Source organism: Symbiobacterium thermophilum IAM 14863 (assembly GCF_000009905.1).
Taxonomy (GTDB): domain Bacteria; phylum Bacillota; class Sulfobacillia; order Symbiobacteriales; family Symbiobacteriaceae; genus Symbiobacterium; species Symbiobacterium thermophilum.
Genome location: NC_006177.1, coordinates 3263268 through 3280433 on the forward strand (window position 1 = coordinate 3263268; position 17166 = coordinate 3280433).

The 17166-nt window shown below is 64.9% G+C and carries 30 protein-coding genes; all 30 read right to left on the reverse strand.

Annotation, left to right across the window (positions count from 1 at the left end; genetic code table 11):
- Nucleotides 1-67: 67 nt before the first annotated feature.
- On the reverse strand, nucleotides 68-286 hold the full coding sequence (gene infA, locus STH_RS15170) for a translation initiation factor IF-1 (protein WP_011197167.1): 219 nt from the start codon (nucleotides 284-286) through the stop codon (nucleotides 68-70).
- Nucleotides 287-295: 9 nt separating this feature from the next.
- Complete coding sequence (locus tag STH_RS15175) at nucleotides 296-586, reverse strand: KOW domain-containing RNA-binding protein (RefSeq protein WP_043714321.1); 291 nt, start codon at nucleotides 584-586, stop codon at nucleotides 296-298.
- A gap of 222 nt (nucleotides 587-808) precedes the next feature.
- Nucleotides 809-1459 (reverse strand): adenylate kinase, encoded by a 651-nt coding sequence (locus STH_RS15180; protein WP_011197169.1) that lies wholly within the window; start codon nucleotides 1457-1459, stop codon nucleotides 809-811.
- 108 nt (nucleotides 1460-1567) lie between these two features.
- A complete protein-coding gene (gene secY / locus STH_RS15185; RefSeq protein ID WP_011197170.1) occupies nucleotides 1568-2836 on the reverse strand; it encodes a preprotein translocase subunit SecY in 1269 nt (422 codons plus the stop codon).
- Between the two features lie 11 nt (nucleotides 2837-2847).
- Complete coding sequence (gene rplO / locus STH_RS15190; RefSeq protein WP_011197171.1) at nucleotides 2848-3315, reverse strand: 50S ribosomal protein L15; 468 nt, start codon at nucleotides 3313-3315, stop codon at nucleotides 2848-2850.
- Nucleotides 3316-3354: 39 nt separating this feature from the next.
- Nucleotides 3355-3537 (reverse strand): 50S ribosomal protein L30, encoded by a 183-nt coding sequence (gene rpmD / locus STH_RS15195; protein ID WP_011197172.1) that lies wholly within the window; start codon nucleotides 3535-3537, stop codon nucleotides 3355-3357.
- Nucleotides 3538-3551: 14 nt separating this feature from the next.
- Nucleotides 3552-4052, reverse strand: coding sequence for a 30S ribosomal protein S5 (gene rpsE / locus STH_RS15200; RefSeq protein WP_011197173.1), 501 nt, complete (start codon nucleotides 4050-4052; stop codon nucleotides 3552-3554).
- Between the two features lie 22 nt (nucleotides 4053-4074).
- A complete protein-coding gene (rplR, locus tag STH_RS15205) occupies nucleotides 4075-4446 on the reverse strand; it encodes a 50S ribosomal protein L18 (protein WP_011197174.1) in 372 nt (123 codons plus the stop codon).
- Between the two features lie 14 nt (nucleotides 4447-4460).
- The gene (gene rplF / locus STH_RS15210; RefSeq protein WP_011197175.1) at nucleotides 4461-4997 is read right to left on the reverse strand and encodes a 50S ribosomal protein L6; all 537 of its coding nucleotides are present in this window, start codon (nucleotides 4995-4997) and stop codon (nucleotides 4461-4463) included.
- Between the two features lie 16 nt (nucleotides 4998-5013).
- Complete coding sequence (gene rpsH, locus STH_RS15215) at nucleotides 5014-5412, reverse strand: 30S ribosomal protein S8 (protein WP_011197176.1); 399 nt, start codon at nucleotides 5410-5412, stop codon at nucleotides 5014-5016.
- 163 nt (nucleotides 5413-5575) lie between these two features.
- A complete protein-coding gene (locus tag STH_RS15220; RefSeq protein WP_011197177.1) occupies nucleotides 5576-5761 on the reverse strand; it encodes a type Z 30S ribosomal protein S14 in 186 nt (61 codons plus the stop codon).
- 12 nt (nucleotides 5762-5773) lie between these two features.
- Nucleotides 5774-6316: a 50S ribosomal protein L5 gene (gene rplE / locus STH_RS15225; RefSeq protein ID WP_011197178.1), complete on the reverse strand. Its 543-nt coding sequence runs from the start codon at nucleotides 6314-6316 to the stop codon at nucleotides 5774-5776.
- Between the two features lie 35 nt (nucleotides 6317-6351).
- A complete protein-coding gene (gene rplX, locus STH_RS15230) occupies nucleotides 6352-6603 on the reverse strand; it encodes a 50S ribosomal protein L24 (RefSeq protein WP_011197179.1) in 252 nt (83 codons plus the stop codon).
- Between the two features lie 35 nt (nucleotides 6604-6638).
- Nucleotides 6639-7007, reverse strand: a complete 369-nt coding sequence (rplN, locus tag STH_RS15235; RefSeq protein WP_011197180.1) for a 50S ribosomal protein L14 — start codon at nucleotides 7005-7007, stop codon at nucleotides 6639-6641.
- A 67-nt stretch (nucleotides 7008-7074) separates the two neighbouring features.
- A complete protein-coding gene (gene rpsQ / locus STH_RS15240) occupies nucleotides 7075-7359 on the reverse strand; it encodes a 30S ribosomal protein S17 (protein ID WP_011197181.1) in 285 nt (94 codons plus the stop codon).
- A complete protein-coding gene (gene rpmC / locus STH_RS15245) occupies nucleotides 7356-7568 on the reverse strand; it encodes a 50S ribosomal protein L29 (protein WP_011197182.1) in 213 nt (70 codons plus the stop codon). The genes rpsQ and rpmC overlap by 4 nt, the downstream gene beginning before the upstream one ends.
- Complete coding sequence (gene rplP / locus STH_RS15250) at nucleotides 7558-8025, reverse strand: 50S ribosomal protein L16 (RefSeq protein ID WP_011197183.1); 468 nt, start codon at nucleotides 8023-8025, stop codon at nucleotides 7558-7560. The genes rpmC and rplP overlap by 11 nt, the downstream gene beginning before the upstream one ends.
- A 3-nt stretch (nucleotides 8026-8028) precedes the next feature.
- Nucleotides 8029-8832, reverse strand: a complete 804-nt coding sequence (gene rpsC / locus STH_RS15255; RefSeq protein WP_011197184.1) for a 30S ribosomal protein S3 — start codon at nucleotides 8830-8832, stop codon at nucleotides 8029-8031.
- Between the two features lie 2 nt (nucleotides 8833-8834).
- Nucleotides 8835-9176, reverse strand: a complete 342-nt coding sequence (rplV, locus tag STH_RS15260) for a 50S ribosomal protein L22 (RefSeq protein WP_011197185.1) — start codon at nucleotides 9174-9176, stop codon at nucleotides 8835-8837.
- A 41-nt stretch (nucleotides 9177-9217) separates the two neighbouring features.
- Nucleotides 9218-9499 (reverse strand): 30S ribosomal protein S19, encoded by a 282-nt coding sequence (gene rpsS / locus STH_RS15265; RefSeq protein WP_011197186.1) that lies wholly within the window; start codon nucleotides 9497-9499, stop codon nucleotides 9218-9220.
- Between the two features lie 18 nt (nucleotides 9500-9517).
- Entirely contained in the window at nucleotides 9518-10351 is an 834-nt protein-coding gene (gene rplB, locus STH_RS15270) for a 50S ribosomal protein L2 (RefSeq protein WP_011197187.1), read from the reverse strand.
- 12 nt (nucleotides 10352-10363) lie between these two features.
- Nucleotides 10364-10651, reverse strand: a complete 288-nt coding sequence (gene rplW, locus STH_RS15275; RefSeq protein ID WP_173355309.1) for a 50S ribosomal protein L23 — start codon at nucleotides 10649-10651, stop codon at nucleotides 10364-10366.
- Nucleotides 10648-11271 (reverse strand): 50S ribosomal protein L4, encoded by a 624-nt coding sequence (rplD, locus tag STH_RS15280; protein ID WP_011197189.1) that lies wholly within the window; start codon nucleotides 11269-11271, stop codon nucleotides 10648-10650. Before rplD ends, rplW begins: the two co-directional genes overlap by 4 nt.
- A 23-nt stretch (nucleotides 11272-11294) precedes the next feature.
- Entirely contained in the window at nucleotides 11295-11945 is a 651-nt protein-coding gene (rplC, locus tag STH_RS15285; protein ID WP_011197190.1) for a 50S ribosomal protein L3, read from the reverse strand.
- A gap of 176 nt (nucleotides 11946-12121) precedes the next feature.
- On the reverse strand, nucleotides 12122-12430 hold the full coding sequence (gene rpsJ / locus STH_RS15290; RefSeq protein ID WP_011197191.1) for a 30S ribosomal protein S10: 309 nt from the start codon (nucleotides 12428-12430) through the stop codon (nucleotides 12122-12124).
- Nucleotides 12431-12540: 110 nt separating this feature from the next.
- On the reverse strand, nucleotides 12541-13728 hold the full coding sequence (gene tuf / locus STH_RS15295; protein WP_011197192.1) for an elongation factor Tu: 1188 nt from the start codon (nucleotides 13726-13728) through the stop codon (nucleotides 12541-12543).
- Between the two features lie 39 nt (nucleotides 13729-13767).
- On the reverse strand, nucleotides 13768-15852 hold the full coding sequence (gene fusA / locus STH_RS15300; protein ID WP_011197193.1) for an elongation factor G: 2085 nt from the start codon (nucleotides 15850-15852) through the stop codon (nucleotides 13768-13770).
- 39 nt (nucleotides 15853-15891) lie between these two features.
- A complete protein-coding gene (gene rpsG, locus STH_RS15305; protein WP_011197194.1) occupies nucleotides 15892-16362 on the reverse strand; it encodes a 30S ribosomal protein S7 in 471 nt (156 codons plus the stop codon).
- 115 nt (nucleotides 16363-16477) lie between these two features.
- The gene (gene rpsL, locus STH_RS15310; RefSeq protein ID WP_011197195.1) at nucleotides 16478-16861 is read right to left on the reverse strand and encodes a 30S ribosomal protein S12; all 384 of its coding nucleotides are present in this window, start codon (nucleotides 16859-16861) and stop codon (nucleotides 16478-16480) included.
- Nucleotides 16862-16911: 50 nt separating this feature from the next.
- Nucleotides 16912-17163 carry a ribosomal L7Ae/L30e/S12e/Gadd45 family protein gene (locus STH_RS15315; protein WP_011197196.1) on the reverse strand — a complete coding sequence of 84 codons (252 nt, stop codon included), beginning with the start codon at nucleotides 17161-17163 and terminating at the stop codon, nucleotides 16912-16914.
- Nucleotides 17164-17166 lie beyond the last annotated feature (3 nt).

Sequence of the window (17166 nt, forward strand, 5' to 3'; positions counted from 1 at the left end):
CCACGTCAAGCGCAGGGATGCAGCCCATTGCAGGACTGGTCAAATGTCAACGGCTGGGGACAACCGGCTACTTGTACCGGTATACGATTCTACCACGAGTCAGGTCGTAAGGCGATAGTTCCACCGTCACGCGGTCCCCAGGGAGAATCCGGATGAAGTGCATCCGGATCTTGCCCGACACGTGAGCCAGCACCCGATGACCGTTGGGCAGCTCCACGCGGAACATCGCATTGGGCAGATTCTCGACGACGGTGCCCTCAACCTCAATGACGTCGTCCTTCGACATACGCCCGTTCTAAACCCCCTCGTAGACTCTCGCAGGCATGGTCTCCAGGGCCTTGGCGATCTGTTCGTCGGTGACCTTGGCGCCTCGTTCCAGTCGGAGAGCCAGCGAGGCGTCCACCCAGCCGATTACTTCGAGGTGCCGCCGGTTCTTCACCTTCGGACGAGACACCGTACGTCGCTGGCCGTTGGCCACTGCAACGAACCGCTCATCCAGCACCCGCACCACGACGTAATATGTTCCCAGGTCGCGTCCGGCCAGAGAGCGCACGATGGCGCCGGGCCTTAGACCCGGTTGATCCACGTTCGTGCACCTCCGTCATCGCACTCGCATGTCGGGCTTACACGGTGAAAGGCCAATATCATAAGTATAGCACAGAACCGGGGATTTATTCCTCACAGTTTGGTGAGATTATCCGGTCCCAACTCGGCCTGCGCCTGCCTGTGCGCAGCGCTTCCCGGATTTCCCAGCCGATAGCCAGGATAGCACCGCACTGCCACGTTTGCAAGCGCGGCCGATGCGGCCTCAGCGGGAAGCCCGCACGGCCTCCTTGATGTCGGCCGTGACCTGGTCCATGGGCTGGTCTCCGCGGACGGTGCGAACCAGCCCGCGTTCCTTATAGAACTGGAGAAGCGGCGCCGTCTGGGAATGGTACAGGTTGAGGCGCACCGCAACCTTCTCTTCCTGGTCGTCGCTGCGCTGGTACAGCTCGCCGCCGCACCGGTCACAGCGGCCGGCCTCGCGGGGCGGGTTGAACCGGACGTGATAGGTGGCCCCACAGGAGCGGCACACCCGGCGGCCCACCGCACGCTCGACCAGCAGTTCGTCCGGCACGTCGATGTTGATGACGGCGTCCAACGCGAGGCCCAGCTCAGCCAGCATCTCGTCCAGCGCCCGGGCCTGCTCCGGCGTCCGCGGGTATCCGTCCAGGACGAACCCCTTCTTGCAGTCGGGCTGTGCAAGCCGGTCCCTGACCATGGCGTTGGTCACGTCATCCGGTACATACTTGCCAGCATCCACGTACTCCTTGGCCAGCTTGCCCAGGGGAGTGCCCTGGCTCATGTGGGCACGGAAGATGTCCCCGGTGGAGATGTGTGGAATGCCTTCCTGCCCGGCCAGCAGCACGGCCTGGGTTCCCTTGCCTGCTCCCGGCGGGCCCATCAGAATGATGTGCATCCCCCTACCTCGCTTTCACCAAACCGGGCGCGCAGACGGGACCCGCGAGGACCGGCGTCCTCCGGACGGGGAGGACGGTCCGGTCCTCTGCGCACCCTCGTGTATCACCTAAGTCCGCATGAACCCCTGGTAGTGCCGCATCACCAGTTGCGCCTCCAGCTGCTTCGTCGTCTCCAGCGCCACACTGACCACGATCAGCAGCGAGGAGCCGCCGATGTACGCATTCTGGACGCCGGCGAGGCTCATGATCGTGATCGGCAGGATCGTCACCGCCGCCAGGAACAGGCCACCCACCAGCGTGAGCCGGCTGGAGACCCGCTCCAGGTACTCGGCGGTGGGCCGGCCCGGCCGATACCCCGGAATGAACCCGCCGTTCTTCTTGATGTTGTCGGCCACGTTCTCAGGGTTGAAGGTGATCGCGGTGTAGAAGTAGGTGAAGAAGACGATCAGCAGCGCGTTGATCAGCATGAACCACCAGGACCGCGTATCCAGGTACCTGCCCACGAAGACCGCGAAGTCAGAGTTCGGGAAGAACCCCGCGATCGTGATGGGGAAGTACATCAGGGACGAGGCGAAGATCAGCGGAATCACGCCGGCCTGGTTGATGCGGATGGGCAGGTGAGTCCGCTGTCCGCCGACCACCCGCCTGCCGACAACGCGCTTCGCGTACTCCACCGGGATCTTCCGCACGGCTTCGTTGATGATGACCACGAAGACCACCATCAAGAGGGCGACCACAGCCACGAGCAGAGGCTGGAAGATGTTACGCTGGCCGGCCCGGAGCAACAGGATCTCGTTGTAGATGGAGTAAGGCAGCCGGGAGACGATGTTCGCGAAGATGATCAGCGAAATGCCGTTGCCGATGCCCTTCTCCGTGATCTCCTCGCCGATCCACATCACCAGGGCGGTGCCGGCGGTCAGGCTGACCATGATCACGAAGAGGGTCGTCCAGCTGTTGCTGTAGAAGGCGCCGTAGCTCCGCAGCGCGTAGCCGATGCCAAAGGCCTGGACGAGACCCAGCACCACCGCGCCGTAGCGGGTGTACTGCTGGATCTTCTTGCGCCCCTCCTCGCCCTCCTTCTGCAGCTCCTCCAGCCGCGGGATCACGACCGTGAGCAGCTGCATGATAATGGAGGAGTTGATGTAGGGGGTCACGCCCATCGCGACGATGGCAAACTGGGAGAACGCGCCTCCGGCGAAGATGTCGAAGAAATCGAAGAGGCCGCCTGCTCCGAACACTTCCGTCAACCGATCCAGGTTGACCCCAGGGACGGGAATGTGCGCGCAAATTCGAATGACGACGAGCATCCCGATGGTGAAGAGCAGACGCTTCCTCAGCCCGGGCACGCGCATCGAATTGCGCAGCGTTTCCAGCATCGCCATGGCTGTTACTTCACCTCTTCGGTGGCTTCTCCGATAACCTCAACCTTTCCGCCTGCGGCCTCAATCTTCTGCCGGGCAGACTCGCTTACCGCGTGCGCCCGCACAGTCAGCGCCTTCGTCAGCTCACCGGTCCCCAGGACCTTGACGCCCTTGGTGGCGTTCTTGCAGACCCGGGTCTCGTCCAGCAGCTCGGGGGTCACGACAGTGCCGGCCTCGAACCGCTCCAGGTCGGCGACGTTGACCACCTCGTACCGGACCTTGAACGGAGCGTTGGAGAAGCCCCGCTTGGGCAGCCGCCGGGTCAGCGGCATCTGGCCGCCCTCGAAGCCGGGGCGGACGCCGCCGCCGGAGCGGGCCTTCTGGCCCTTGTGGCCCCTGCCGGACGTCTTGCCGAGGCCGGAACCGATGCCGCGGCCCACGCGCTTGCGTTCGTGCCGGGCGCCGGGGTTGGGAGCCAGCTCATGCAGTTTCATCCGTTTGTCACCTCAATTCGTCTGGGCTGTCAGAAAGCCCTACCCCTCCTGCACCTCGACCATGTGCGCCACGCGGGCGATCATGCCGCGCACGGCGGGGTTGTCGGGCCGCTCCACCGTCTTGTTGAGCTTGGTCAGGCCCAGGGACTTCAAAGTGGCGATGATCCGCTGGTCCCTGCCGGCCAGACCCTTCTTGAGGGTGATCTTCAGCGTACCAGCCACGTCTCATCCCTCCTCTAACCGAGGATCTGCTCGACGGGCTTGCCGCGCAGCTTCGCGACTTCCTCCGCGCTCTTCAGCTGGCGCAGCCCCGCGAGCGTGGCGAGCACCTGGTTGGCCGCGTTGTTGGAGCCCAGGCTCTTGGTGAGGATGTCACGCACGCCGGCCGCCTCCAGCACGGCACGGACCGCGCCGCCGGCGATGACGCCCGTACCCGGGGAGGCCGGCTTCAGCAGGACCTTCCCGGCGCCGAACCGGCCGATCACCTCGTGGGGAATGGTGGTGCCGTTCAGCGGGATCTTGATCATGTGCTTCTTGGCGTCCTCGGTCCCCTTGCGGACCGCCTCGGGGATCTCGGCCGCCTTGCCAAGGCCTGCGCCCACGCGCCCGTTGCCGTCGCCGACGACCACCACGGCCGAGAAGCTCATGCGCCGGCCGCCCTTGACGGTCTTGGCCACGCGCCGCAGGTCCACCATCTTCTCCTTCAGTTCGCCCTGAACGTTCTCGTTGCGAGCCACGATCGTGTTTCCCTCCCTCGACTTAGAACTCCAGGCCGGCTTCACGGGCGGCCTCGGCGAGGGCGGCAACCCGGCCGTGGTAGAGGTACCCGGCCCGGTCAAAGACCACCTTCGTCACGCCGGCGGCCAGTGCACGCTTGGCGACCACTTCGCCCACAATCGCGGCGGCGGCCTTGTTGCCACCGCTGCCCTGCAGCCGGCTTCTCACCTCGGGGTCGAGGGTGGAGGCAGAGACCAGGGTCCTGCCGACCGTGTCGTCAATGATCTGCGCGTAGATGTTCTGATTCGAACGGAAGACGTTAAGCCGCGGCCGCTCGGGCGTGCCGTGGACGGTCTTCCGCACCCGCAATTGGCGCTTCCGCCGCGCCTTGTTGCGATCCAGCTTCTTGATCATCCTCGGTCACCCCCCTACTTACCGGCCTTGCCGACCTTGCGCCGGATGTGCTCGCCGGCGTACTTGATGCCCTTGCCCAGATAGGGTTCGGGCGGACGGGTCGCACGGATGTCCGCCGCCACCTGGCCGACCAGCTGCTTGTCGATGCCGGCCACGATGACCTGGTTGGGCGCGGGCACCTGGAACTCGATCCCGGGGGGCGGATTGAAGACGACGGGGTGCGAGTACCCGACCGACAGCGTGAGCTGATTGCCGGTCTTGGCTGCGCGGTAGCCGGTACCCACCAGCTCCAGCGTCTTGGAATAACCCTTCGTCACACCCTCCACCATGTTGGCGATCAGGGTGCGGGTCAGGCCATGCAGCGCCTTGTGCTCCCGCTCATCGGAAGGACGGGACACACGGAGGGCGCCGTTCTCAATCGTGATGCTCATAGCGGGATGGATCTCACGGGAGAGCTCACCCTTGGGACCCTTGACACGCACCAGGTTGCCCTCGACGGTGACCTCGACGCCCGCGGGAATCTCGATGGGAGCCTTGCCAATGCGAGACACGGCAGCACCTCCTTCCTTACCAGATGTAGCAGAGAACCTCGCCGCCGAGGCCCTGCTGACGGGCCTGCTTGTCCGTCATGACGCCCTTGGACGTGGACAGGATGGCGATACCCAGGCCGCCGAGCACCCGGGGGATCTGATCGCGCTTGGCGTAGACCCGCAGGCCGGGCTTGGAGATCCGCCGCAGGCCCGAGATGACCCTCGTCTTATTGGGACCGTACTTCAGGTAGATCCGGATCACGCCCTGGTGACCGTTGTCGATCCACTCGAAGTCACGGATGAAGCCTTCATCCTTCATGATCTGCACAATGGCCTTCTTCATCTTGGACCCGGGAACATCGACGCGGTCATGGTAGGCCAGGTTCGCGTTCCGGATCCGGGTCAGAAGGTCAGCAATCGGATCGGAGACGACCATGCTTGCGTATCCTCCTTTCAGGATCGGGCGGTTGGAGTCGGCACTGCGGGGCGGCCCCCCGCACCGCCGGCGTGGAGGCATGTCACTCGCCGGCTGAACCCACCGGGCCCCGGGCGCGGCCTGGAGCGCTGCCGGTGTCCGACTCCCCTTCCCGAATCACCAGCTACCAGCTCGCCTTGCGAATGCCGGGAATCTGGCCCTCGTGCGCCAGCTTGCGGAAGCAGTGCCGGCAGAGGCCAAACTTCCGCATGTACGCCCGGGGACGGCCGCAAAGCTTGCAGCGGTTGTAGGCCCGCACCTTGAACTTCTGCGGACGCGCTGCCTTGACTTTCAAGGAAGTCTTTGCCACTCTCGTCCCTCCTTAGCGCTCCGCGAAGGGCATGCCCAGCCCCTTCAGCAAGGCCTTCGCCTCTTCGTCGGTCTTGGCGGTCGTGACGATGATCACGTCCATGCCGCGAATCTTGTCGACCTTGTCATAGTCGATCTCCGGGAACAGCAGCTGCTCCTTCAGACCCAGGGCGTAGTTGCCGCGGCCGTCAAACGACTTCGGGGAGACGCCGCGGAAGTCACGCACACGGGGAAGAGCGACGTAGATCAGCTTCTCGAGGAAGTCCCACATGCGCTCGCCCCGCAGGGTCACCTTGCAGCCGATGGGCATTCCCGTCCGGATCTTGAACGAGGAGATGGACTTCTTCGCCCGCGTGATGACCGGCCGCTGGCCGGCGATGGCGGCGATGTCCGCGACGGCGGCGTCCAGCGCCTTGGCGTTCTGCACGGCCTCGCCCAGGCCGACGTTGATGACGATCTTCTCCAGCCGGGGGATCATCATCACGTTCTTGTAGTTGAACTGCTTTTGAAGCGCAGGAGCAACCTCCTGCTGGTACTTCGTCTTCAGGTTGGCCAAGTGCCACAAGCCTCCTTTCTAGAGCCGCCGCCCGGCTAGCCCTTCTTCTTCGCCTTCTTCGCTTCGATCTTCGCCAGCGACATCACGTTCGAGGCGTGAATCGGCGCCTCCATCTCGATAATGCCGCCGTTGGGATTCTTGGCGGAAGGCTTGGTGTGCTTCTTGACCACGTTCACGCCCTCGACCACCACGCGGTTCTCCTTGGGCAGGACCCGCAGAACCTTGCCCTGCTTGCCCTTGTCCTTGCCGGTGATGACGACGACGATCTCGTCTTTCTTGACGTGCACCTTGCCGTTATGCATCGCTTGCTACCCCCTCCCGACTACAGGACCTCAGGAGCCAGGGAGATGATCTTCATGAACTCCTTGTCGCGCAGCTCGCGCGCCACCGGGCCGAAGATGCGGGTGCCCCGGGGCTCCTTGTCGTCCTTCAGGATTACGGCAGCGTTCTCGTCGAAGCGAATATAGGAACCGTCCTCGCGGCGCAGCCCCTTCTTGGTGCGCACCACGACGGCCCGCACGACGTCGCCCTTCTTCACCACGCCGCCCGGGCTGGCTTCCTTGACCGAGCAGACGATGACGTCGCCGATGTTGGCATACCGCCGCCAGGACCCGCCAAGGACCTTGATGCACATCAGCTCCTTGGCGCCGGTGTTGTCGGCAACCTGGAGGCGAGTCTGAACCTGAATCACGGCCGTACCTCCTCTCGTTCGCTAGCCGGTTTCCCCTGCGAAGAGGACCTGGCTAACCGGCCCTCTGCTACACCTCAGGTGCGGACTTGTAGTCCGGCGCGGACTCGATGATCTCGACCACGCGCCAGCGCTTTTCCTTGGAGAGCGGCCGGGTCTCCATGATCCGGACCTTGTCGCCCACCTTGCACTGATTGTGCTCGTCGTGGGCCTTGAACTTCTTGGTCCGGCGGACGCGCTTCTTGTACAGCGGGTGCTGGACCAGGGTTTCGACGGCAACCACGACGGTCTTGTCCATCTTATCGCTGGTGACCACGCCGACGCGGGTCTTGCGAAGATTGCGCTCTGCGGTCATGCCTTAACCTCCCCCTGGGCCTTCAGCTCCCGCTCGCGGATGACGGTCTTGCACTGTGCGATGGCCCGACGCACCTCGCGAATGCGGGCGGTGTTCTCCAGATTGTTGACCGCCAACTGGAACCGGAGGTTAAAGAGCTCCTCCTTGAGCTCAGCCACCTTGGCCTTGATCTCCTCGGTGGACATTTCGCGGATTTCCTTAACCTTCATTGGCTTCACCACCCGTCTCAGCAGCGGCAGGCGTGACGGCCTTCTCCCGCTTCACGAACTTGCACTTGATGGGCAACTTGTGCGCCGCGAGCCGCATCGCCTCCTGGGCGGTCTCCTCGTCCACGCCGGCCAGCTCGAACAGGATCCGGCCGGGCTTGACGACGGCCACCCAGACCTCAGGGGCGCCCTTGCCGGAGCCCATACGGACCTCGGCAGGCTTGCGGGTCAGCGCCTTGTGGGGGAAGATCTTGATCCAGACCTTGCCGCCGCGCTTGATGAAACGGGTCATGGCGACACGGGCGGCCTCAATCTGCCGGTCGGTGATGAAGGCGGGCTCCAGGGCCTGCAGACCGTAGTCGCCGAACACAACCTCATTGCCGGCCTTGGACCGGCCCTTGTTCAGCTTGGCCACCGCCTTGTGCACGCGGCGCCACTTGACGCGCTTGGGTGCGAGCACTGGCTATTGCCCCCCTTCCCGATTGACAGGCTTCGGGCCGGCCTCGATTGCCGCCCGCTCCAGGGCCGCGCGCTCCTCGCGGCTCATCCGCTGGCCGCCCTGGCCGCGGCCGCGCCCGCCGCGCCGACCGCCGCGCTCACGCCGCTCGCCGCGCTCGCGCCGGTCGCCGGCAGCCGCCTTCTGGGCAGCCTCGCCAGCGTAGATCCAGACCTTCACGCCGATCTTGCCGAAGGTCGTATCGGCCTCGGCGAAGCCGTAGTCGATGTCGGCCCGGAGGGTGTGCAGGGGCACGGTGCCCTCCCACGCACGCTCGGACCGGGCGATCTCCGCACCGCCGATGCGGCCGCTGACGATGATGCGCACGCCCTGGGCGCCCAGCCGCATCGCCCGCTGGATCGCCTGCTTCATGGCCCGGCGGTGGGACATCCGCTTCTCCAGCTGCTGCGCGATGGACTCCGCCACGAGCTGCGCATCCAGCTCAGGCAGCCGGATCTCCTTGACGTCCAGGGAGATCTGCTTGCCGGTCATCTGCGCCAGCTGGTTCTGCAGCTCCGCGATGCCCTGGCCCTGGCGGCCGATCACCATGCCCGGCTTGGCGGTGTGCACGATGATGCGGATGCGGCCCCCCGCCCGCTCGATCTCGATGCGGGAGATGCCCGCGGCGTAGAGCGTCTTCTTGATGTACTTCCGAATCTTGACGTCCTCCACCAGCAGATCGCTGAAGTTCCGCTTGTCCGCATACCAGCGGGTGTCCCAGTCCTTCACGATGCCAATGCGGAGGCCCTTCGGGTGTACTTTCTGACCCACTGTTACTTAGCCTCCTTTTCCTTCACCACGACGGTGATGTGGGAGGTGCGCTTCAGGATGGGGAAAGCCTGGCCCCGCTGCCGCGGATGGTAGCGCTTCAGCGTGGGACCCTGGTCGACGTACGCCTTGGCGATGTAAAGGTTATCCTTGTTCAGGCTGAAGTTGTGCTCGGCGTTGGCCGCAGCGCTGGCGATCACCTTGGCGACGGGCTCGCTGGCCCGCTTCGGAATGAACTTGAGAAGCGCGAGCGCTTCGTTCACGCTCTTGCCCCGGACCAGATCGATCACCACACGCACCTTGCGCGGGGCGATGCGCACGAAGCGAGCGCTGGCCTTGACTTCCACGTGTGTTTACCTCCTTCGCTCAGACTTCAGAGGGTTGCCTGCTACCGCACACGGCTGGACCTCTCGTCCCCACCGTGACCTCTGAAGGTCCGGGTCGGAGCGAACTCACCCAGCTTGTGGCCAACCATTTCCTCGGTGATGTACACCGGGACATGGGTCTTCCCGTTGTGGACCGCGATCGTGTGGCCGACCATCTCGGGGAAGATGGTGCAGTCACGGGCCCACGTCTTGAAGACCTTCTTCTCGCCCTTCTCGTTCATGGCGAGGATCTTCTTCTCAACAGAAGGGTCGATGTACGGACCCTTTTTGAGCGAGCGACCCATTCAGCTTACACCCCTTCCCTACTTCTTGCGGCGGCTGACGATCAGCCGGTCGGACTTCTTGTTGGGCTTGCGGGTCTTGTAGCCCAGGGTCGGCTTGCCCCACGGGGTGACCGGGCTCGGCATGCCGATCGGGGACCTGCCCTCACCACCGCCGTGCGGGTGGTCGACCGGGTTCATCACGACACCGCGCACAGCCGGGCGGAAGCCCAGGTGGCGCTTGCGGCCGGCCTTGCCGATGACGATGTTCTCGTGCTCCAGGTTGCCCACCTGGCCGACCGTCGCCCGGCAGGCCAGCAGCACCTTGCGCTGCTCGCCGGACGGAAGCCGGAGCAAGGCGTAGCGCCCTTCCTTCGCCATGATCTGGGCGGAAGCGCCGGCGGAGCGGACCAGCTGCCCGCCGCGGCCGGGATACAGCTCGATGTTGTGCACGATGGTGCCGACCGGGATGTTCTCCAGCGGCAGGGCGTTGCCGACCTTGATGTCCGCGTCAGGCCCGGAGACGACGGTATCGCCGACGTTCAGGCCCACGGGGTGGAGAATGTACCGCTTCGCGCCGTTGGCGTAGACCACCTTCGCGATGCGGCAGGTGCGGTTGGGGTCGTACTCGATGGAAACCACCTTGGCGGGGATCCCATCGAACTCGTTCCGCTTGAAGTCGATGATCCGGTACATCCGCTTGTGGCCGCCGCCACGGTGCCGGACGGTGATGCGGCCGTAGACGTTGCGCCCAGCCTTCCGGGTGAGGCGCTCCAGCAGGGACTTCTCGGGCCGCGTGCTGGTCAGCTCCTCGAAGGTGTGCCGCGTCATCTGGCGGATACCCGGGGAAGTGGGCTTATAGTGCTTGATTCCCATCGTGTACCCTCCTTACAGGCCCTCGAAGACCTTGATGCTGTCGCCTTCCTTGAGCTGGACGATGGCCTTCTTCCAGTCGGAACGGCGCCCGATGTACTTGCCCTGGCGGCGCAGCTTGCCGCGCACGCGCATCGTGTTGACGCGGACCACCGTCACGCCGAAGATCTCCTCGATCGCCTGCTTGATCTGCGTCTTGTTCGCGTCCAGCCGGACCTTGAAGGCGTACTTGCCCTCGCTCATCTTGGCCACGCTCTTCTCGGTGATGAGCGGCTTGAGGATGATGTCGCGAGCCTCCATCAGCCCAGCACCTCCTCAACCTTGGCCACGGCGTCCTGGGTGAACACGAGCTTGCTGGCCGCGAGCACATCGTAGGCGTTCAGGTTGCGGGCAGCGTTGACGCGCACGCCGGGAATGTTCCGGGCCGACTTGTAGATGTTGACGTCTTCCTGAGCGGTCACGATGAAGGCCGAGCCGTCGACCTTCAGGTTCTTGAGCAGGGTGGCCACCTCGCGGGTCTTGGGGGCCTCCAGCTCAAACTTATCAACCACGATGAGTTCGCCGCTCTTCACCTTGGCGCTCAGGGCCTGGCGCAGCGCAGCCCGACGGGCCTTCTTGGGCATCGACCAGCCGTACTCGCGCGGGTGCGGACCGAAGACGATGCCGCCCTTCCGCCACAGGGGCGAACGAATCGAACCATGACGGGCCCTGCCGGTGCCCTTCTGGCGCCACGGCTTCCGGCCGCCGCCCGAAACCTCAGCCCGGGTCTTGGTGTCCGCGGTGCCCTGCCGCTTGTTGGCGAGGTACATCTGCACCACTTCGTGCAGGAGACCGGGATTCACCTCAGCCCCGAAGACGGCGTCCGAAAGGGTGATCTCCCCGACGGTGGCGCCTTCCTTGTTGTAAACGGCCACTTTCGGCATGTTGGCTCCTCCTTTCGGCGCGATTACTGGGCCTTGGCCTTGGCCCGGGCCGCCTTCACAGAATCGCGGATGGTGATCAGGGAGCCTTTCGCTCCGGGAACGGCGCCCTTGATGAGGATCAGGTTCTTCTCGGGGTCAACCTTCACGACCCGCAGGCCGAGTACCGTGACCCGCTCGCCGCCCAACCGGCCGGGCAGCTTGCGGCCCTTCGGCACGCGCGCCCAGCGGCGCTGACCCAGCGAACCGGGACGCCGGTGATATTTCGAGCCGTGGGACGAAGGTCCACGGTTGAAGTTCCACCGCTTGACGCCGCCGGCGAAGCCCTTCCCGCGCGAGATGCCGGTGACGTCGACCAGCTCGCCCTCGGCGAAGATGTCGGCCTTGATGACGTCGCCCACGTTGAGCGACTCCACGTCGTCCAGGCGGAACTCCCGCAGGTAGCGGGTCGCCTTCACCTGATGCTTCTCGAAGTGCCCCTTCAGGGGCTTGTTGACGAGCGTCTCGCGAATCTCACCGAAGCCGAGCTGAACGGCGTTGTAACCGTCCGTCGCGGTCGTCTTCTTCTGGACGACGACGCAGGGCCCGGCCTCAACCACGGTGACGGGGATGATCTTCCCGTCGGGAGCGAAGATCTGGGTCATGCCCAGCTTCTTGCCCAGGATGCCCTTCTGCACAAGAGCCACCTCCACATCAGTGGTCGCAAGGATCCGAAGGCCGTCGGGGCCTGCTGGGCCCCGCACGGCAGGGCCTTACGGCCCAGCCGCTCCTGGCAGGCCGCTTCGGTCCAGGCGACATGATCGATCGCCGCAGGTCTGCCTGCCGACCTGGCGGGAGCCGCGTTCCTCCCGTCTTAGAGCTTGATCTCGATGTCGACGCCGGCTGGCAGATCCAGCTTCATCAGGGCCTCGACGGTCTTGGAGCCGGGCTCGACGATATCGATCAGCCGCTTATGGGTGCGCATCTCGAACTGCTCACGGATGTCCTTCTCACCGTTGGGGGCGGTCAGGATCGTGTAAATGCTCTTCTCCGTCGGCAGCGGGATCGGGCCGCTGACGGTCGCGCCGGTGCGGATGGCCGTTTCGACGATCTTCGCAGCCGAGCTGTCGAGGATCTTGTGGTCGAAGGCCCGCAGCCGGATGCGGATCTTCTGCTTGGCCACGCTGACTTCCCTCCTCTATCGGGGACATTCCTGTTCCCGAATCACCAGGGCCCGAAACCGGGGGACGGGCACCGTGCCCGCCCCCCGGGCGAGGCCCATCTACGCCGATCTTACTCGCTGACCTTGGTCACCCGACCGGAAGCCACCGTGCGGCCGCCCTCGCGAACGGCGAACCGGAGACCCTCCTCAATGGCGATGGGGTGGATCAGCTCGACGGCGATCTCCACGTTGTCGCCAGGCATGACCATCTCAACGCCCTCGGGCAGCTTGATGGTGCCGGTGACGTCGGTGGTCCGGAAGTAGAACTGCGGACGGTAGCCGTTGAAGAACGGGGAGTGCCGGCCGCCCTCTTCCTTGGTCAGCACGTAGATGGCGCCGGAGAACTTGGTGTGCGGCTTGATGGAGCCGGGCTTCGCCAGCACCTGGCCGCGCTCGACCTCCTTCTTCTCGATGCCGCGCAGCAGGGCGCCCACGTTGTCGCCCGCCTGGACCTCGTCCAGGATTTTGCGGAACATCTCGAGGCCGGTGACGACGGTCGTCTTGCTCTCCTCACGGAGGCCGACGATCTCCACCTGGTCGCCGACCTTGCACTTGCCGCGCTCCACACGGCCGGTCACCACGGTACCGCGGCCGGTGATGGTGAAGACGTCCTCGATGGGCATCAGGAACGGCTTGTCGGCGTCACGCTGCGGCGTCGGGATGTAGCTGTCGACGGCGTCCATGAGCTCCTCGATGGCCTTGACGTACTTGGGATCGCCCTCGAGGGCCTTCAGGGCCGAGCCGCGGATGAACGGGATCTCGTCGCCGGGGAACTCGTACTGGTTCAGCAGCTCGCGGACCTCGAGCTCCACCAGCTCCAGCAGCTCCTCGTCATCGACCATGTCGCACTTGTTCAGGAAGACCACGATGGCGGGCACGCCCACCTGGCGGGCCAGCAGGATGTGCTCACGGGTCTGCGGCATGGGGCCGTCAGCGGCGGAGACCACCAGGATCGCGCCGTCCATCTGGGCCGCGCCGGTGATCATGTTCTTCACGTAGTCCGCGTGTCCCGGGCAGTCGACGTGGGCGTAGTGCCGGGCGTCGGTCTCGTACTCCACGTGGGAGGTGTTGATGGTGATGCCGCGCTCCCGCTCCTCGGGCGCCTTGTCGATCGCGTCGTAGGCCATGAACTGGGCCTTGCCCTTCTCGGCGAGGACCTTGGTGATCGCCGCCGTCAGCGTGGTCTTGCCATGGTCGACGTGGCCGATGGTGCCGATGTTCACGTGCGGCTTGGTACGCTCAAACCTCTGCTTAGCCATGGGCGGATTCTCCTCCTTACCAACCGTTCTTTTGAAGGTTTATGCCTTGCCCTGGGCCTTCTCGATGATTGGCTTGGCCACGTTCGGAGGCACTTCCTCGTAGTGGTCAAACTGCATCGAGTAGACGCCACGGCCCTGGGTCCGGGAACGAAGATCGGTCGCGTAGCCGAACATCTCGGCCAGGGGTACCTGCGCCCGGATGACCTGGGCGTTCCCCCGGGCCTCCATGCCTTCGATGCGGCCACGGCGGGCGTTCAGGTCGCCGATCACGTCGCCCATGTACTCCTCCGGCACCGTCACCTCGACCCGCATGTAGGGCTCGAGGAGGACCGGCTGGGCCTTCTGGGCGGCGGCCTTCAGGGCCATGGAACCGGCGATCTTGAAGGCCGCTTCCGAGGAGTCGACCTCGTGGTACGAGCCGAAGACCAGCTCGACCTTGACGTCGATCATCGGGTAACCGGCGAGCACGCCGTTCTGCAGAGCTTCCTTGATGCCCTGCTCCACCGGGCCGATGAACTCCTTCGGAATGACGCCGCCGACGATCTTGTTCTCGAAGATGAACCCGGAACCGGGTTCGGCGGGCTCCAGGTTGATAACGACGTGGCCGTACTGGCCGCGGCCGCCGCTCTGCCGGACGAACCGGCCTTCCACGTTCTCGACGCGGCCCCGGACCGTCTCCCGGTAGGAGACCTGGGGCTTGCCGACGTTCACGCCCACCTTGAACTCCCGCTGCAGCCGGTCGACGATGATCTCCAGGTGCAGCTCGCCCATGCCGGCGATGATGGTCTGCCCGGTCTCCGGATCGGTGAACATCCGGAAGGTCGGATCCTCCTCCGCCAGCTTCAGCAGGGCGGTGCTGAGCTTATCCTGGTCCGCCTTGGTCTTGGGCTCCACCGCCAGCTGGATGACCGGCTCGGGGAACTCCATCGACTCCAGGATGACCGGGGCGGCGTCGGTGCAGAGCGTGTCGCCGGTGCCGGTGTCTTTCAGACCCACTGCGGCGGCGATGTCGCCCGTCTCGACGACCTCGACCTCTTCCCGGTGGTTCGCGTGCATCCGCACCAGCCGGCCGATGCGCTCCCGCTTGCCCTTGGTGGCGTTCAGCACGTAGCTGCCGCTCTTGAGCTGGCCGGAGTACACCCGGAAGAAGCAGAGCTTGCCGACGTAGGGGTCGGAGACGACCTTGAACGCCAGGGCCGAGAACGGCTCGTTGTCGTCGGCCTTGCGCTCGGCGGGCTCCCCGGTCTCGGGGTCCGTGCCCTGGACCGGCGGGATGTCCAGCGGCGAGGGCAGGTAGTCGACGATCGCGTCAAGGAGCGGCTGAACGCCCTTGTTCTTGTACGAGGAGCCGCAGCAGACCGGGTTGATCTTGCACTCCACGGTCAGCTTCCGCAGACCCCGCTTGATCTCCTCGACGGTCAGCTCCTCGCCCATCAGGTACTTCTCCATCAGGGCGTCGTCCGCCTCAGTCGCCGCCTCGATCATCCGGGTGCGGTACTGCTCCACCAGCTCCCGCATGTCCTCGGGAATCGGCTCCTCGCGGATGTCCTTGCCCAGGTCGTCGTAGTACATGATGGCAACGTTGCGAACCAGGTCGACAACCCCGCGGAACGTGTCCTCGGCGCCGATGGGAATCTGAATGGGCACCGGCCTTGCGCCGAGCCGTTCCTCCATCATCCGGATGACCCGGAAGAAATCCGCGCCGATGGTGTCCATCTTGTTGACGTAGGCCAGACGGGGCACCCCGTACTTGTCAGCCTGCCGCCAAACTGTCTCGGACTGCGGCTCCACGCCACCCTTCGCGCAGAAGACGGCCACCGCGCCGTCCAGCACGCGGAGAGACCGCTCAACCTCCACCGTGAAGTCCACGTGTCCGGGCGTGTCGATGATGTTGATCCGGTGGTCCTTCCAGCTGCAGGTCGTAGCAGCGGACTGAATGGTGATACCGCGCTCCTGCTCCTGCACCATGAAGTCCATGGTCGCCGCACCCTCGTGGGTCTCGCCCAGCTTGTGGGTCCGGCCGGTGTAGAACAGGATGCGCTCCGTCGTTGTCGTCTTGCCGGCGTCAATATGCGCCATGATGCCAATGTTGCGGAGCCTATCCAGCGATACCTGCCGAGACATCGGACACCCCCCTTTGCGTTGGAATTCGCATCAAATAAGCTACCACCGATAGTGGGCGAAGGGCTTGTTGGCCTCGGCCATCCGGTGAACCTCTTCCTTCTTCTTCACCGCACCGCCGGTGTTGTTGAAGGCATCCACCAACTCCGCGGCCAGCCGCTCCACCATGGTGCGCTCCCCACGCGCGCGCGCAAACTGGACCAGCCACCGGATGCCCAGGGCCTGGCGCCGCTCGGGGCGCACCTCCATCGGCACCTGGTAGGTGGCGCCACCCACCCGGCGGGAGCGGGTCTCCACGACGGGCATGATGTTCTTCAGCGCGCCCTCCAGCACTTCCATCGGCTCCTTGCCGAGCTTCGCGCTGGCCTTGTCGATCGCCTCGTAGAAGATGCGCTGCGCCAGAGCCTTCTTGCCGTCAAGCATGATCTTGTTGATGACGCGGGTCACCAGTTCCGAGTTGTATACCGGATCCGGCTGAACCTCCCGCTTCGGTACGTGACCTCGACGCGGCATGCGATTACCCCTTTCTTTCCACTAACTCTGGGCGGCGAGTCGGGGGGCTGCACCAGGCAGCACGTCCACCAGCTTCGCCGTAGGGTCCCGGTTACTCTCCCCGCCCCCGGCTTACTTACTTCTTGCCTGCCTTCGGCCGCTTGGCGCCGTACTTGGAACGGCCCTGCATGCGGTTGGCCACGCCCGCCGCATCAAGCGCACCGCGCACGATGTGGTAACGGACGCCCGGCAGGTCCTTCACACGGCCGCCGCGCACCAGCACGACAGAGTGCTCCTGCAGGTTGTGACCGATGCCCGGGATGTACGCCGTCACCTCGATGTTGTTCGAGAGGCGGACACGGGCGATCTTCCGCAGCGCCGAGTTCGGCTTCTTGGGCGTGGTGGTCTTGACCACCGTGCACACACCCCGCTTGAAGGGATTGCCCTTGAGCGCCGGCGAGGCGGACTTCTCGGTCAGCTTCTTGCGACCTTGACGGACAAGCTGGTTGATGGTCGGCACAGAACGCACCTCCTTCCGGGATATGCTGATCGATGGGGAACGGGGGCCGGCTAGCCCTCCAGGATGGCGGCGGCAGCAGCGCCGACCTCGATCCCGCAGGCCTTGCCCAGCACCACCATCGATTCAACCTCTTCGATCTCGAGGCCCTTCTCCCGTGCGGCCTCGAGCACCCCGCGGAGCACGTGCTCCTCGGCGTCCCGGGCCACGAACACCACACGGGCCTGGCCCTTTGCGATGGCCTTCACAGTCTGTTTCGTTCCGATGGTCTTCTTGGAAGCCGTTTTGAGTCGCTCCAAACTCATCGC

What these genes read in the sequence shown, in the direction of transcription:
- infA (WP_011197167.1), bottom strand. Translation starts at nt 286, where the DNA reads ATGTCGAAGGACGACGTCATTGAGGTTGAGGGCACCGTCGTCGAGAAT.
- STH_RS15180 (WP_011197169.1), bottom strand. Translation starts at nt 1,459, where the DNA reads ATGCACATCATTCTGATGGGCCCGCCGGGAGCAGGCAAGGGAACCCAG.
- secY (WP_011197170.1), bottom strand. Translation starts at nt 2,836, where the DNA reads ATGCTGGAAACGCTGCGCAATTCGATGCGCGTGCCCGGGCTGAGGAAG.
- rplO (WP_011197171.1), bottom strand. Translation starts at nt 3,315, where the DNA reads ATGAAACTGCATGAGCTGGCTCCCAACCCCGGCGCCCGGCACGAACGC.
- rplR (WP_011197174.1), bottom strand. Translation starts at nt 4,446, where the DNA reads ATGATCAAGAAGCTGGATCGCAACAAGGCGCGGCGGAAGCGCCAATTG.
- rpsH (WP_011197176.1), bottom strand. Translation starts at nt 5,412, where the DNA reads ATGGTCGTCTCCGATCCGATTGCTGACCTTCTGACCCGGATCCGGAAC.
- rpsQ (WP_011197181.1), bottom strand. Translation starts at nt 7,359, where the DNA reads ATGACCGCAGAGCGCAATCTTCGCAAGACCCGCGTCGGCGTGGTCACC.
- rpmC (WP_011197182.1), bottom strand. Translation starts at nt 7,568, where the DNA reads ATGAAGGTTAAGGAAATCCGCGAAATGTCCACCGAGGAGATCAAGGCC.
- rpsS (WP_011197186.1), bottom strand. Translation starts at nt 9,499, where the DNA reads ATGGGTCGCTCGCTCAAAAAGGGTCCGTACATCGACCCTTCTGTTGAG.
- rplB (WP_011197187.1), bottom strand. Translation starts at nt 10,351, where the DNA reads ATGGGAATCAAGCACTATAAGCCCACTTCCCCGGGTATCCGCCAGATG.
- rplD (WP_011197189.1), bottom strand. Translation starts at nt 11,271, where the DNA reads ATGCCGAAAGTGGCCGTTTACAACAAGGAAGGCGCCACCGTCGGGGAG.
- tuf (WP_011197192.1), bottom strand. Translation starts at nt 13,728, where the DNA reads ATGGCTAAGCAGAGGTTTGAGCGTACCAAGCCGCACGTGAACATCGGC.
- fusA (WP_011197193.1), bottom strand. Translation starts at nt 15,852, where the DNA reads ATGTCTCGGCAGGTATCGCTGGATAGGCTCCGCAACATTGGCATCATG.
- rpsG (WP_011197194.1), bottom strand. Translation starts at nt 16,362, where the DNA reads ATGCCGCGTCGAGGTCACGTACCGAAGCGGGAGGTTCAGCCGGATCCG.
- STH_RS15315 (WP_011197196.1), bottom strand. Translation starts at nt 17,163, where the DNA reads ATGAGTTTGGAGCGACTCAAAACGGCTTCCAAGAAGACCATCGGAACG.